At 64.5% G+C, this 14,243-nt stretch carries 17 protein-coding genes; 9 read left to right on the forward strand and 8 right to left on the reverse strand.

Features of this window, described 5'->3' with window-relative positions; translation table 11 throughout:
• Positions 1 to 27 precede the first annotated feature (27 nt).
• A complete protein-coding gene (locus ABIG06_RS09025; protein ID WP_370135709.1) occupies positions 28 to 606 on the forward strand; it encodes a hypothetical protein in 579 nt (192 codons plus the stop codon).
• A gap of 3 nt (positions 607 to 609) precedes the next feature.
• On the opposite strand, the gene ABIG06_RS09030 is transcribed toward ABIG06_RS09025, so the two are convergent.
• The gene (locus tag ABIG06_RS09030; RefSeq protein ID WP_370135711.1) at positions 610 to 2,169 is read right to left on the reverse strand and encodes an oleate hydratase; all 1,560 of its coding nucleotides are present in this window, start codon (positions 2,167 to 2,169) and stop codon (positions 610 to 612) included.
• Between the two features lie 94 nt (positions 2,170 to 2,263).
• On the reverse strand, positions 2,264 to 4,090 hold the full coding sequence (locus tag ABIG06_RS09035) for an AMP-dependent synthetase/ligase (RefSeq protein ID WP_370135713.1): 1,827 nt from the start codon (positions 4,088 to 4,090) through the stop codon (positions 2,264 to 2,266).
• 112 nt (positions 4,091 to 4,202) lie between these two features.
• Between ABIG06_RS09035 and ABIG06_RS09040 the strand changes: the two genes are divergently transcribed.
• The 3 genes from ABIG06_RS09040 to ABIG06_RS09050 all read left to right on the forward strand — a co-directional run bounded on the left by ABIG06_RS09040 (position 4,203) and on the right by ABIG06_RS09050 (position 5,769).
• Positions 4,203 to 4,550, forward strand: coding sequence for a DUF3088 domain-containing protein (locus tag ABIG06_RS09040; protein ID WP_124159422.1), 348 nt, complete (start codon positions 4,203 to 4,205; stop codon positions 4,548 to 4,550).
• Positions 4,551 to 4,720: 170 nt separating this feature from the next.
• Positions 4,721 to 5,290: a cysteine hydrolase family protein gene (locus ABIG06_RS09045; protein WP_370135715.1), complete on the forward strand. Its 570-nt coding sequence runs from the start codon at positions 4,721 to 4,723 to the stop codon at positions 5,288 to 5,290.
• 164 nt (positions 5,291 to 5,454) lie between these two features.
• Positions 5,455 to 5,769, forward strand: a complete 315-nt coding sequence (locus ABIG06_RS09050) for a hypothetical protein (RefSeq protein WP_370135718.1) — start codon at positions 5,455 to 5,457, stop codon at positions 5,767 to 5,769.
• A 34-nt stretch (positions 5,770 to 5,803) separates the two neighbouring features.
• Here ABIG06_RS09050 and ABIG06_RS09055 read toward each other — a convergent pair whose 3' ends face one another.
• The 4 genes from ABIG06_RS09055 to ABIG06_RS09070 form a co-directional block, all read right to left on the reverse strand.
• Complete coding sequence (locus ABIG06_RS09055) at positions 5,804 to 7,093, reverse strand: flavin monoamine oxidase family protein (protein WP_370135720.1); 1,290 nt, start codon at positions 7,091 to 7,093, stop codon at positions 5,804 to 5,806.
• Positions 7,094 to 7,102: 9 nt separating this feature from the next.
• The gene (locus ABIG06_RS09060) at positions 7,103 to 7,810 is read right to left on the reverse strand and encodes a RibD family protein (protein WP_370135722.1); all 708 of its coding nucleotides are present in this window, start codon (positions 7,808 to 7,810) and stop codon (positions 7,103 to 7,105) included.
• A 19-nt stretch (positions 7,811 to 7,829) separates the two neighbouring features.
• A complete protein-coding gene (locus ABIG06_RS09065) occupies positions 7,830 to 8,507 on the reverse strand; it encodes an FABP family protein (RefSeq protein ID WP_370135725.1) in 678 nt (225 codons plus the stop codon).
• A gap of 169 nt (positions 8,508 to 8,676) precedes the next feature.
• Positions 8,677 to 8,925, reverse strand: coding sequence for a hypothetical protein (locus ABIG06_RS09070; protein WP_370135727.1), 249 nt, complete (start codon positions 8,923 to 8,925; stop codon positions 8,677 to 8,679).
• A 304-nt stretch (positions 8,926 to 9,229) separates the two neighbouring features.
• Between ABIG06_RS09070 and ABIG06_RS09075 the strand changes: the two genes are divergently transcribed.
• The 4 genes from ABIG06_RS09075 (at position 9,230) to ABIG06_RS09090 (ending at position 11,395) form a co-directional block, all read left to right on the forward strand.
• Entirely contained in the window at positions 9,230 to 9,775 is a 546-nt protein-coding gene (locus ABIG06_RS09075) for a sigma-70 family RNA polymerase sigma factor (protein WP_124159487.1), read from the forward strand.
• A complete protein-coding gene (locus ABIG06_RS09080) occupies positions 9,772 to 10,413 on the forward strand; it encodes a ChrR family anti-sigma-E factor (RefSeq protein WP_370135728.1) in 642 nt (213 codons plus the stop codon). The genes ABIG06_RS09075 and ABIG06_RS09080 overlap by 4 nt, the downstream gene beginning before the upstream one ends.
• A gap of 79 nt (positions 10,414 to 10,492) precedes the next feature.
• Positions 10,493 to 11,077: an RNA polymerase sigma factor gene (locus ABIG06_RS09085; RefSeq protein ID WP_370135731.1), complete on the forward strand. Its 585-nt coding sequence runs from the start codon at positions 10,493 to 10,495 to the stop codon at positions 11,075 to 11,077.
• A gap of 15 nt (positions 11,078 to 11,092) precedes the next feature.
• On the forward strand, positions 11,093 to 11,395 hold the full coding sequence (locus tag ABIG06_RS09090; protein ID WP_370135734.1) for a hypothetical protein: 303 nt from the start codon (positions 11,093 to 11,095) through the stop codon (positions 11,393 to 11,395).
• 26 nt (positions 11,396 to 11,421) lie between these two features.
• Here ABIG06_RS09090 and ABIG06_RS09095 read toward each other — a convergent pair whose 3' ends face one another.
• Both ABIG06_RS09095 and ABIG06_RS09100 read right to left on the reverse strand, forming a co-directional pair.
• Entirely contained in the window at positions 11,422 to 11,823 is a 402-nt protein-coding gene (locus ABIG06_RS09095; protein ID WP_124159430.1) for a DUF2177 family protein, read from the reverse strand.
• A 129-nt stretch (positions 11,824 to 11,952) separates the two neighbouring features.
• Positions 11,953 to 12,756, reverse strand: coding sequence for a DUF1295 domain-containing protein (locus tag ABIG06_RS09100; protein ID WP_370135736.1), 804 nt, complete (start codon positions 12,754 to 12,756; stop codon positions 11,953 to 11,955).
• Positions 12,757 to 12,929: 173 nt separating this feature from the next.
• Here ABIG06_RS09100 and ABIG06_RS09105 point away from each other — a divergent pair, with 173 nt between their 5' ends.
• Entirely contained in the window at positions 12,930 to 14,243 is a 1,314-nt protein-coding gene (locus ABIG06_RS09105) for an NAD(P)/FAD-dependent oxidoreductase (RefSeq protein WP_124159488.1), read from the forward strand.

Raw genomic sequence — 14,243 nt, forward strand, 5'->3', positions numbered from 1 at the left:
ACGGCCCGCTGGCACACGAGCCCGACGATGCGCCTCTGCCGACCGGTCCTCGCCGCCCTGATCACGGCCTTGGCAAGTCCTTGTTTTGCCGAGACTTCCCGACCCGTTCCGGTCAACAATCCGCAGCCGCAGCAGAACGCCTTTATCGATCTCCTGGCGCTGATCTCCGGCCACTGCAAGACGTTCAAGGTCGCGGGGCGCACCTATGCTTGCAAGACGGTGGCCTACGCGCACGGCGACAAGGGCCGGGTCAATTTCGCGGTCGCGGTCGATGATCCCGCCGATGCGAACCACGTCGTGTCGTTCTCGGGCGAGAACGGCAAGCGCGCCGACGACAATTCCTACGAGCTGCCGATCGACCGCATGCTGCTCAATTCCAAGCACCGCCCCCGGGTCGATGGCCTGCCGGTGCCGGCCGAGCAGACCTCGACCGGCGTCTGTCGCCAGACCGGCAATTTCGCCGCCAGGAAGGTGAACGACGTCACCTGCTCGGCGACCGACAACGAGGGCCGCAAATACGAGCTCTTGTTCGTCTCCGACGGCACGCCGGTCAGCGTGCGTCGTATCCGCCAGTCGACGCCGTCGATCCAGGACCCGTTCAAGTAGCCATCACGTGAACGCCTTTTCCAGCGTCGCGAAGATCACGGCGAGCGACTTGTCGTGCCGCGTCACCGGCGGCACCGGGCGATCGATCTTCATGAGCCCATAGACCGCCATCTGTGCCGCACGCACCGAATATTCGACAGTGAACACGACGTCCTCAGGGATCTCGACGAACTGGCTGACGAAGGCGAGATTCACGGAGTTTTCGGGCACCGGCAGCGGCCGGTCGGTGGCGTTGCGCGGCATGAACATGCTGGTGATGTAGGGCATGCGGCAGGGAATGCAGATCGCATCCTCGAACACGGCGGGATCGAAGTTCAGGTGACCGCAGAGCTCCTTCAGGATGTCGGCGCCGCCGCAATCAGACATCGGCTTTGCAACGAAATTGCCGATGCGGTCGGGATGCAGCGCATAGCCCCAGAACACCTGCACGTTCTTCGGCTGGCCCGTGAAATGAGGCTGGTGATAGAGCACGACCGACATCAGCCAGTTGGAATCCTTGAACGTGACGAGGCCGCCGGTGCCGGCCCTGTTGCCGGAGAACGCCTCCATCCGGTCGAAGAATCGTGGATCGCGGCAGGTGACGGTGAAGGACAGCCAATAGGATTCGGGGATCGAGCTGTTGAACGCGGACGGATTGCCGAATTCGGGACGTCCTTTCGCGATCGTCTCCCACAGGGCCCAGCCCTGACTGTCGGCCTTGGTCAGGCGCGGCGGCGGCTCGGTCATCGTGCCCAGGCTCGAGGCGTCCGTCATCGAGCCGTTCTGGAAGAAGACGAGATCGCCGTCCTCGACCCGGACATTGGCGGTTCGGCTGTCGCGATCGAGCGTGAGCTGGCGCACGCGCAAGCGCGCGCCTTCGGCCTCGAACGCAATGTCGGTGACGCGCGTGCCGCGAACGAACTGCACGCCCTGGCGCTTGAGCCAGTCGGAGAGCGGCCGCACGATCGCGTCATACTGATTGTAGACGGTGCGCTTGACGCCGCCGAGCGTCTCGATGCGCGGAAACTCGCTCATGAAGCGGTGCAGATAGCGCTTCAGCTCGACCGCGCTGTGCCAGGGCTGGAAGGCGAAGGTGGTCTGCCACATGTACCAGAAATTGGACTCGAAGAATCCGGGCGACAGCCAGTCGGTGATGCGGCTATTGCCGAGCGTCTCCTCCGAAGCTTCGGTGAGCCGCAGCAGCTCGATCCGGTCGCGCGCGGAGAAGCCCATGTGCGAGACGTCCACCTTGAAGCGGTTGCGGTCGACCAGCCGCGCGCGGGAATGCGCCGGGTTCGCTTCATTGAAGGCGATCGTCTCGTCGCGCACGCTGAGGCCGGGATGTTCGAGCGAGGGAATGCTCGAAAGCAGATCCCAGGTGCATTCGTAATGGTCGGTGGTGAGCATGCGTCCGCCGCGCAGCGAATAGGCGCCGTTCGCGAGCTGCGCGCCGTCGAGGCTGCCGCCGACCAGCGGCTGCGCCTCATAGATCACGATGTCGCGCCCCGGCAGCTGCGCGTCGCGAACGAGGAACGCCGCGCCCGCGAGCGATCCAATGCCACCGCCGATGAAATACGCCTTCATGACCTGCCTCGATTGCATTTCGAATGTCGCGGCCACATTGCATCGGGCGGCGGCGGCCGAAGTTGCGCTGGATCAAGGGAGGCTGGAGGCGAAATCACGTCGACGTTATCGCCACCGGCTTCCTGGCGTAGATCTGCTCGATCTCGGCGGCGAAGCGGCGCTCGAGCGCGGGGCGCTTGTTCTTCAGCGTCGGCGTGAGCAGGCCGCCGGCAATGGTCCACGGATCCAGCGTCCACCATACCGCGCGCGGCGTCGCGTAGGACGGATAGGCCTTCACCGCGGCCGCTATTCTGGCCAGCAGCGCGGCCCGTTCGGCCGCGGCGCCTTGCTTGCCGCTCGCCGCGAGCCTTTCTTTCTCCTGCACCCAGGCTTTTGCATTCAGCACGACCAACGCGGCGAGGAACGGCCGCTGTTCGCCGATCACCAGTGCCTGCTCGAACAGGGGATCGGCGAGGATCGCGGTCTCCAGATCCACCGGCGCGATCTTCTCGCCGGTCGACGTGACCAGGATGTCCTTGATGCGGCCGGTGATGGTGATGCGCCCGTTCTCGATGCGGGCCTGATCGCCTGTGTGCAGCCAGCCGTCGGCCTGCTTGACCCTGCGCGTCTCCTCCGGCTTGTGCCAGTAGCCGAGCATCACGCTCGGCCCGCGCACGAGCAGCTCGTCGAGCTCGCCGAGCCTGACCTCTATACCGTCCAAGACGCGGCCGACGGAGGTCGGATCGTTGTCGTCGGGCGTATTGACGGAAACGACCGGCGAGGTCTCGGTCATGCCGTAGCCCTGAAGGACGTCGAGCCCGAGCGAGAGAAACAGGCGGATGACCGGCTCGGCAATCGGAGCGCCGCCGGAGACCGCAACGCGCAGGCGTCCGCCGAACTGGGCCAGCACCTTGTCGGCGACGAAACGCTTCAGGAGCGGCCAGGCGAGTCGGTCGAACAGCGCCTGCGAGCCGCGACCGTGCCGCGCATCGAAGCGCCGGCCTCCGACGGCAAGCGCGAGATCGAGCAGCGTGCGTTCTGCGCCGCCGGCCGCCGCACGATGTTGCATGATCAGGGCGTAGATGCGCTCATAGATGCGTGGCACCGAGACCAGCACCGTCGGCCGTATGATTTTCAGGTCTTCCCCGAGCTGCGACACCGAGCGCGCATAGGCGACGCAGGCCCCCGCCGCGATCGGATAATAGTAGCCACCGGTACGCTCGAAGGTGTGCGAGAGCGGCAGAAAGGACAAGAAGACGTCGTTCGGCACGGCCGCGATGCGCCGCGCGACGGCCTTCACGTTGGCGACGATGTTGCCATGCGACAGCATCACGCCCTTGGGCCGGCCCGTCGTGCCCGAAGTGTAGACGATGGCGGCAAGATCGCCCGGCTCGACCGTGACGTCAGCCAGCGGAGCGCTGGCGCTGCGGGGCTCCGCAAGCCAGCGATCGAGCGCGACGATACGGGCATCGGCAGCACTAAACCCCGCCGCATCCGCGCAAACGATGCGCTTGAGACGGTCGAGCGGCTGGCCAGTGGAGGTGATCGCCTGCCAGCGCGACAACGTATCCACGAACAGCAGCAGCGCACCGGAATCGGCGAGGATGTAGGCGATGCTGTCGGGGTTGTCGACGGCATGCATCGGCACCGGCACGAGCCCACGCGACAGCGCCGCCTGGTCCATCGCGACATGCGGAATGCCGTTCGGCATCAGGATGGCGACGCGCTCGCCGGCCGCAAAACCCTCCGCAGCCAGTGCCCGCCGCCAGCGTTCGAATTCCGCATCGATTTCCTGCCAGGACTGGCTGACCCAGCCTCCGGCAGCGCCGTCAAAATGACGATAGGCCTCCGCCGTCGGCGTCGCACGGACGCGCCAGCGCAAGAGCTCCGGCAGTGTCGTTACGTCAGCGAGCGACTGCGGTTGACTGTTCGACCCCGGCATGGCGTTCTTTCTTAACCTTCTCGATCCCCCAACCATTTGGGGCCTCGAAAGTAGGCCGGCCAGACTGTGCCGCCTTGATCCTCAGCAAGGCGGCCATGCTTCGGAGCGACCCATGACCCGCGACCGCCTGTTTCTGCTGCGTCCCGGCTTCGAGGACCCGACCTTTCCGGGACGCCGATTCTATTGCTGGCATTGCGCGCTGATCGAGGGCGTGCTGGCCTCGTTTCCGGCGCTCGCCGAGAAGCTCGATGTCGAGCGGATCCCCTGGCCACGACCGCGGCAAGCGGTGATCGCGCTGGTCGGCGAGGAGAACCAATCGCTGCCGCTGCTCGTGCTCGCGACTGGGGCGACTTCGCCGCACCAGACCGGCAGCGATCATGGCCGCGCCTTCATCGCCGACAAGGACGCGATCCTCGCCGCGCTCTCCGAGCGGCACGGCTTTCCCGATCCGCATCCATAGACAGAATTCCCGCAACCCGCGTAGCCGTTCCGATGTCCTGCGCGATGCAGCGCGTAGCGCTGCGCTGCGTCCGGGGCACGGAAACTGTCGCGAAACGAGGGAAGATTGGCATTGCGCTTCCCTGACCGGCTCGCATATTCGCTTCAACGGCCCGCACGAGAGCTCCGATCATGACCGCCTCCCTCCCCGCCCTCATCGTCATCGACGTCCAGCGGGCATTCGACGAATGGGAGGCGGCGGGCAAGCGGCGCAACAATCCGGATGCGGTGGCGCGCATCGTCGATCTGCTGAAGGCCTTCAGGACGAACCGCGCGCCGATCTTCCACATTCGCCACGAAGGCACGAGGCCGAATTCGTCGTTTCTGCCATCGCGTTCCGGCTACGCAGTCAAGGACGAGGCGCGCGAGCAGGACCACGAGCCGGTGATCGTCAAGCGCGTCAACAGCGCCTTCATCGGCACGGACCTCGAGACGCGTCTGCGCGCAAGCAACATCGCCACGCTCGTCATCTGCGGCGCCACGATAAATCATTGCGTCGAGACGACGAAGCGGATGGCTGGAAATCTCGGCTTCGATGCGTGCCTGGTGCGCGATGCGACCTGGACATTCGACCGCATCGGGCCCGACGGCGAGGCGCATTCCGCCGAACAGATCCACGCAATGACGCTGTCGAACCTCAACGGCGAATTCGCCCGCATCGTCACTGCAGACGAGGCGATCGCGTCATTCGCGGCGAAGTGATGGCGGCGGCCCGATGAGCGCCGGTGATGCGACAATACATCTCACGGCGCACGATCACTCGTGTGACCTCGCACATCGCACGCTGCGTCGTTTCGACGCCCGCACTGGCTGGAACGCAGTCGGCATCCATGTGTTGTCACACGATGTTCAACTGGAGTGACGACATGAAGTATCTCATTGCCGCGATTGCCCTCGGTGCTGCGGCGTTTGCCGGCGGATCGGCGGTCAACGCGGCGGGCAGCGCAAGCGCCAAGCAGACCGCTCAGGAAAGCCAGTCCACCGACATCAGCGCGCACCGCAGGCACCATCGCTGGCACGGTCACCATCATCATTGGCGGCATCATCACGGCCATTACCGGCCCTACTACAGAAGCTACGGCTACTACCCGCGGCACCACGGCTATTATGGCGGCGGACCGTACGGCTATTACGGCGGCCGTCCCGGCGTGACGTTCAGCTTCGGCGGCGGACGCTGGTAAGACAAAAGGCCCGCAGAGATGCGGGCCTTTCTTGTTATCCGCGCAAGATTTGTTGTCCGCGCAAGATTATCTCCGCCGTCTCGAGGCCACTCGCGAGCGCCGCCTCGACTGTCCCCATATCACGGCCGCGATAGAGTGCTTCGCCGGAAAACAGCACGCGCCCGTCCGCACGTGCGAGGGTTGCTTGCGCCTCGCGCGTCCGCGGCGTCGCCCACGAATAGGCGCCGCGGGCGAAGCGATCATGCGCCCAGTTGGCCGCAGCCGCCGCCACGAGCTCGCGCGCGATGTCGTCGCGCGGCAGGCCGAAGATGGCGGCGAGCGAACCGAGCCCGGCATCGACGAGATCTTGCGGATCGAGGCTTTCCAGCTCCGCCGTGCGCGGGCCGCCGAACCAGCCCGTGAGCACGGAATGCTGGTCCGGATAACGCGTCCACCACACCGGGATCGCCTGGTCGGACAAGAGGAAGGTCATGTCCGCGAGATCTTCCTTGCGCTCGCGCCACCATGGCCGTGCGAAGCGCAGCAGGATCTTGATGACATTACCGAAGCCGATGTCGTCGGCAGCAGCAAGCTTCGCGCGCGCCTCCGCCGGCAATGCGATCTCGCGCAGCAGCGGCAGCGGCACGGTGAGGATCACGCGATCGCAGGCGTGCACATCGCCGCCGGCGCAGCGAACGGTCACCGCGCCGGCCTCCTCCGTGATTGCCGACACGACGCAGCCGAGGCGGATGGTCGCGCCGTGCCTGCGGCAGTCGGCCGCCAGCACATCGATCATGGCGCCGTATCCGCCGTCGATGCGCGCCTGCGGAGCGTGCCCGCCATCCATCCATTCCGCGCGCAGCGCCAGCGTGGACGCGCGCTCAGGGTCGGCCGCATCATAGCCCTCGACCATCCGCTCGATCGAATGGCGCATCGGCGCATAATCGTCGCCGGCAAAATGCCGGCGCAGGAAGTCGGCGACCGTGAGATCGTCCTTCAAGCCCCGTAGCGTGGCTTGAAGCTCCGCATCATGGGGATCGTCGCGCCCTTCGCGCGAAAGCTTCGTCCCATCAAAGCTCCACTGCTCGCCCTCGATCTCCTGAAGGGATAGCCCGGCTTCGCGGAGCAGCGCGCGCGTGACCGGCGCTTCGCCATGAACGAATTCAGCGCCGCCATCGGCGGGATAGCCGAATTCCGAAGCCGGCAGCGGATGGATACGGCCGCCGCAGCGCTGGCGTGCCTCCAGGATCATCACCTTCCGGCCGGCACGCGCCAGCTCGCGTGCCGCCATCAGGCCGGCCGCCCCGGCGCCGACAATGACGATGTGCTCGGATAAATCGGACATGGCCGCGCTTTACCGGCTCGCGGCTTGAGGGTCGTTCTTGATCAGATATCGCAGCAGCAGGACGCCGCCGCCGAGCTCGCGCATGCTCTCCAGCGTCAACGCGGTGATCGGCGCACGCCGGTCGCTGTCCGCCTCTGTCGAGTCGAACACGAAGGGTGCGCCTTTTGCGCCGTCGATTGCCGGGCTGAGGATCAGATTGAACTCGTCGATGAGGCCGGCGCGCAGGAACGCGCCGTTGGCGACGCCGCCGCCCTCCACCAGCAGACGCTTCACGCCCAGCTCGCGGTCGAGGATGTCCAGCGTCAGCGCCAGGTCGATCTCGGCTTTGCCGGCAAAGATGTAGGACACGCCCTCGCCGCGAAGGCCGGCGAGATGCGAATCCGGCACACGCTCGGTCAGCACGACCATGATCGGGTCGCCGCCGATGTCCGAGCGTCCCCAGCCGATCTTCCCCTGTGCATCGAGCACGACGCCATAGGTTTTCGCATCGCGCCGCGCGAACCAGTTCTCGCGCGAGAATGTTGCCTCCGTCGTGGGATAGGGCTTGCCCTTGGCGAACTCCGCCCCGGTGACGCGGCCGATCACCCAGGCATCGCCGCCGAGCTCGTCATGGATCTTCTCGAACCAATCCGTGCCCGCCTCCTTCGGGCGCCAGCGGCTGGGATGCGTGCGGCCGTCGAGGCTGGAGTGCATCAGACAGATGACATACGGCTTCATGCAATTCTCCGGGTAGCGCTCAGGCCGCGGATCCACCGGCGGCTGCTGCATTCTCCTTGGCGCGGTCGTTGACGATCAGCGCCAGGGGATTGAGCTTTGGCGGCGCGACGAGCTGGAGCGTGTTGGTGTCGCGATGATTGAACGGCGCGCCGCGCACGAACAACTCGGTCTGGATCAGATAGGTCCAGCTGCCGTCATCGTTGAAGGTGATGTCGCAGCGGTAGGCATCGGTGCGGAAGGCCTGTTCCAGGAAGTCGGTCGAGCAGATCCCGTAAGCGGTGTCGCCGCGTTTGGCCGTGACCGTGATTGTCCTGTCATCCGGCCCGGCCTTGCCCGACGCCAGCAGCACCTGCCCGCGCGGGATCGCCAGCGTCTGCATGATCAGCCCGGTCGCGGGCTCCCAAAGCCAGTAGCCGACCTGGTCGTGAAAAGTGATGTCTTCCTCGGGCGTGTCGATGTGGATGTGATAGCGCAGACCGTACAGCAGCTGCGGGCCGTTGGCCTGGGGGTCGATCGGGTCCATGCGGATGCGCTCGATGAAGATTCGCCGCTCCGGCCCTTCCGCCTTCGGATTGATGTCGATGCCCTTGTCCGCCTGCCAGGTGCCGGCGAGCCGCCGCAGCGGGCCAAGATTGGCAAGGCCGTCTGGCGAGACGTCCTCGGGCTCGGTGAAGATATCGACGGGAATGGGGAGCATGGAGGCCTCGCGGGATTGCAGGGGCCAGCAATATCACAGCCAGGCGTGGCGTGAATTCAACTCATGCCCCGACAAGCGCCGGAGGCATTCGAGCCATGCGACGACGCTCGTTGCATTCCGTGCGCCGGCGGCCTGCGACGGAGCGCGGCCGCCGGTCCGCAGACTGCTCTCAAGCCGCTTCCGATATCGATCTCGCGCGCTGCTCGAGCACGCCGATCGTCGACACCAGGTTATCGCGTCGTGTGCGCAGGTTGAGCGCGAGCAGCGGATAGGTCGATTGGTTCACGTCGGATACCCTGGCCCGAGCTTCTTCCTCGAGGATGTCGGTGTTCAGGAGCCGAACGCGCCACCACAAATCAGCGATCAATGCATCGAGCCGGAGTTCACCGGGAGCACCAGAACGGGACATTTTCTGCATCACTTGCCTCAACCTGAAACGGCCTCTCGCCGAGACCTTGGCTTGGCTCCTGACTGAGCAAGCGGAGTGCCAGGATGGGCGGGTGCAGGGCATGCGCATCGGAACCAATCGGAACCAGCAATTGAGCATTTCACGGTGATCTGGGGCCTGTTCCCGCTCGTTCTCAGCCACGGAGATCGCTTGTCGAGGCGCTATGATCGCTGCTATCCGGGCTATAGATGTGCCAATCCGAGCTGAAGCTGGCGTGCCCCGGAGGGGTAAGGTGCGGCTTTTCATTGGTGCGAGCAAAGGGCCGAAGGCAAAGGTGGACTGGGCTGATTTGATCGGACGCGTTGCCTCTCACGGTGACCGGGCCGCTTTCAAGCGGCTATTCGAGCATTTCGCGCCCCGTATCAAGGGGCTGATGCAGAGAGCCGGTTGCAGCTCCGACGAGGCGGAAGAGATCGCCCAGAACGCCATGATTGCGGTGTGGCGGAAGGCGAGCCTTTTCGATCCTGCGACAGCGGGCGCAGCGGCCTGGATATTCACGATCGCGCGCAATCTGCGGATCGATTTATTCCGTCGCAGAGCGCGGGCAGACCGTCTGCGGGCCGATTCCGAGCTGCCCGACGCACCGGATCCGGCCGAACCGGCCGATGCCGCCATTTCGCGAGTGCAAGACGCCGCACGGATCGAGGCGGCCATCAAGCAGCTCTCGACAGAGCAATCCATGGTGGTGAGGCTGTCGTTCATCGAGGAGAGGACGCACCCTGAAATCGCGAGCCTGCTCGGTATTCCGCTCGGAACGGTCAAGTCGCGGATCAGGCTGGCGATGAACCGGTTGAGAGACATATTGGACGAAGAAGCATGACGATCAGCCACCATCCGCCCGAAGATCTTCTGGCTGATTTCGCGGCCGGCAAGCTGGAAGAGGCTCATCAGCTGGTTGTAGGAGTGCATGTGGCAGGTTGCACGCGGTGCGCCCGCTTTGTGCAAGCCATAGAGCAGCTTGCGGGAGCAACGCTAGAGGATTTCGAGCCGGTGCCGATCGCGCCGGATGCGTTCGACCGTGTGATGTCGCGAATTGACAACTCTCCGGAAGATGAAGCGGCGCCCCCTCTCGCGTCCGCCACCGACCATGATCTTCCGCCGGCACTGCGAAAATATCGCATCGGCAAGCGCCGGCGCATCGCGCCGGGCCTGAGCATGCGGCCAATCGAGCTTTCCGGTTCGGGCAAGGCGCGCGCCTTTCTGCTTCGGTCCGCACCAGGCTCGCGCATGCTTGAACACACGCACACCGGCACCGAACTGACCCTCGTCCTCGAGGGCAGCTTCAGTCACGAGGGCGGACGCTTTGGTCCTGGTGATTTTGATTACGGTGATGATGAGATCGAGCATCGTCCCGTCGTTGGCGACGAAGGCCCGTGTGTCTGCCTGGTCGCAATGACCGGCGACCTGCGCATGAACGGCTTTCTCGGCCGACTGATCGGGCCGTTCGTGCGACTTTGATTTTCTCAAGTCCTTCTCCCGGGGGTGATCCAGACATGCGCCCGGAGCGTTTCGAAACAAACGCAAGGGAGACACGGACATGGCCGGTTCAAGTCTGGCGAGTCAGGTGCCGAGCGAGAGGCTGCCTGAGCTATTGGCGCGCGTTTCCGCAGGCGAGACACGTGCCTTCGCAGAGCTCCATACGCTGACACGAGATCGGCTGCGCAGGATAGCGCTGGCCGTTGGAGCCTCGCCTCACGACGTCGACGATATCCTCCAGGAAGCCTTTCTGAAGATCTGGCGCAACGCTGACCGGTTCGATGCCGGACGCGCCCCGGCGATGGCCTGGATGTCCGCGGTCGTCCGGAATGCCGCAATTGATCATCACCGGGCCAGAAGGCAGCCAACCTACGAACTGGACGAAGCGCTTTTGGTTCCGGCAGGAGCCGGCCCGTCTTCGATCGAGGATTTCGACTACGCCAGTGCCGAACCGATTGCGCGCGGAGCATTGGCTCGTTTACCGGAAGATCGCCGCAGGCTGTTGGCTCTCGCTTATCTCGAAGGCGAGAGCCGCGCCAGCCTGTCACGGCGCTTCGGTGTGCCGGTCGGGACCATCAAGACCTGGCTACATCGAACCATTCTGGCGGTGCGCAAGGATTGCATTGCGGCATCGGCGGCGGCCTGAAGCCGGAGACCACGCATGACCGCAGAGATCATCGCGTTTCCCAAGCAAGAGTGCGGGGACCGGCTCGTCTCTTCGATCGCACGGCTCGAAGCGCTGTCGATCGATGTCGATCGTGTCGGAGCCGACGATCCCGGAGCCAGCCTCGATCAGCTGCTTGCCGCCATGGAGCGCATGAGCGATCAACTCGTCGACCTCGCGAGCCTCTTGCTCGACGAAGATACGAAGCTGCAGGCTCAAAGCGCATTCCGATCCTTGTCCGGCAGGATCGCGGAAATCAGGGAGACGTTCGACCTGATCGGACGGCGAAGAGATATCTAACTCAGCCTGGCACGCTTGTTCTCGGCTCAGTGTACCAGTTTTCGAGCGACGATGAATCCGATCCAGGCACTGACACCGGCGAGAAACGATCCCCAGCAAACGTCCGCAAGAGTCAGCCCGGTCGACCAATTCCGAAGGGTCGCCTGATTGGTGAGATCATAGGTCGCATAGCTGAAGCAGCCGAGCATCAGGCCGGACGTGAAAGCGCGTAGCGCACTCCCGTCTTGCTGCGCGGGCAGCACCGCGAACCAGATCAAACCGATGGGATACAGCAAGTAAAATGCTGCAGCGGCCGCCAGATTGGGCTCGCCGCGCAACATGTCGCCCAGCACCGGCCGGTAAAGCCGTTCGACCATGATCTTGAGCCAGACCATGTCGATTGCAACGAAGGTCAAGGCCACCGAAAGATAGGTGAAGAGAAGATTCATGTCCGCGTTCCCGTCCGATTGCATCTGCCCGGCTTGTCGAACCCGGCACCGGATTAACGACCGGCGAGCCACGCCGGATCATATCCGCACACTCGCGCCCGCTTGCGTGCAGTCAACAACCACCGGCCATCAATGTGCGCGTTTCGGCGGCCACGGGAAGAATGCACTGGTACGCGCCTGATACTCCCGATAGCGGTCGCCGCGCGATTGCAGCATCTGCTCCTCGAGCGGGGGTATCCCCGTCACATGCACGAGTATCCAGTACATGATCGCCGGCGCCGCCAGGCTGGCCCACCCCCAGGCGTATCCGGGCGAGAGCGCGATGACGGGGTAAGCCAGCCACCCCAGCCATTCGAAGAAATAGTTTGGATGACGCGACCATCGCCAAAGTCCGACATCGCAGACGAGACTGGCATTGGACGAGGAGAGCTTGAACCGGCGCAATTGCTGGTCCGCCAATGCTTCACCAGCGACAGCCACCAAAATGATGACGACTCCGGCATAGTCCTGAGGCCGCAATCCAGGCTCGGGGGCGTGGGCTGCGAGGAAGATGGCGAACGGCAGCGGCACCGAGACCAGCGCCTGCGATTGCAGGAACAGGAACATCCGGCGAGGGGCCGCCGCCCCCCACTGCCGCGCATAGTTCGCGTAGCGCGGATCGTCGATGCCCGCCGCGGCGCGGCGCGCAATGTGCGTTCCAAGTCGCACCGACCAAAGCAACGCGAGCCCTGCGACGAGCACTCGGCGTGACGGCGTGCCAGCGTCGAGGGGCCACAGGGCGGCGACCGCGCCGACGAGGCCGGTCGCGTAGGACCAGATCGCATCGACCCATCCGGAGTTTCCCGTGCGCTGCTGAACGACCCAGGCCAGTCCCATCAAGAGGCAAAGGGCCAGCGCAATGCCGACTATGGCCTGAATATGCACAAAAACCATGCGTCACCAGAATTAACCTCTCCTCGATACGTCGGCTGCAGGAGCCGGTTTCGCGTTCGGCCGCGGGTCGGCCGATGATCCGAAGGGTGATCCGCGCCATCTCGCCGAACGTTTCCTCGCACAGTGACCGTTTCAAGTACCGTAGTGACGGTATCCAGTGGGGGCGACAGAGGATGCGTTTGGCCGTGATCGGGACGGGAATTGCCGGCAATGCCGCCGCGTGGCTCCTGTCGAAACGCCATGCGGTGACGGTGTACGAGCGCGAGCTGCGCCCGGGCGGACATAGCCACACCGTTCGCGTCGACTACGATGGCGAGGCCGTTGACGTCGATGTCGGCTTCATCGTGTTCAACGAGGCGAATTATCCGCAATTGACGGCGCTATTCGAGCGGCTGGGCGCGAGGACCGTCGAGACGTGCATGAGCTTCGCCATGTCCGCCGATCATGGCCGGTTCGAATGGCGGGGTGGCGGCGAGACCTTTCTGCAGACTGTTTGCGGCCTGTTTGCACAACCGCGCAACCTCTCATCGCCATCCTATCTTCGCATGCTGGCTGAGGTCCTGCGATTCAACAGGCAGAGCGCGGCGGACTTGCGCGCCGGCCGGCTGCACAACCTGACGCTGGGCGAGTATATGCGCAAGGAATCGTTCGGGCCTCGCTTATTCTCCGATTATCTCGGACCGATGGGGGCGGCCATCTGGTCGTCCTCGTCGGCCGACATTCTGTCCTTTCCTGCGGAAAACTTTGTCGCCTTCTTCGACAACCACCGGCTGCTGCACCTGGACCGGCCGCGCTGGCGTACCGTAGAGGGTGGCAGCCGGCGCTATGTCGACAAGCTCACCGCTATGTTCAAGGACAACATTCGGCTAGGCTGCGCCGTGACGTCGGTCAACAGAGCGGAGCATGGCGTGACGGTCCGCGACAGTCATGGCGGTGTGGAGACTTACGACGGCGTTGTGATGGCCTGCCACAGCGATCAGACCTTGGCGGCGCTGCCGGATGCCGACGCCCAGGAGCGGTCCATTCTCGGCGCGATCAGGTATGCCCCGAACACCGTCTATCTGCACCGTGATCGCAATCTCATGCCCAAGCGCCGCCAGGCATGGGCATCCTGGAACTTCCTGCAATGGCCACGACAAACACCCGTCCAGAGCGACGTCGCGGTGACCTATTGGATGAACCGACTGCAGGGCATAGACGAAAGCAGGCCATTGTTCGTCAGTCTCAACCCGCCCTTCGAGCCGGCGGCCCATCTGACGTTTGGAAAATTCAGCTTCGCCCATCCGCAATACGACCTGGCAGCGTTCGCGGCACAGCGACGGCTCCCGGCAATTCAGGGGCGCCGCCGGACGTGGTTCTGCGGCGCCTGGACCGGCTACGGCTTTCACGAGGATGGCTTACAGTCAGGCATCTCCGTTGCCGAGGCGCTCGGCGGCGAAGTTTCATGGCGTCAGTCGGCCCCCTTGCTGGTCCAAGCAGCCGAGTAG

Origin of the sequence: Bradyrhizobium sp. USDA 326 (assembly GCF_049739485.1) — a bacterium.
In the GTDB taxonomy this organism is placed as follows: domain Bacteria; phylum Pseudomonadota; class Alphaproteobacteria; order Rhizobiales; family Xanthobacteraceae; genus Bradyrhizobium.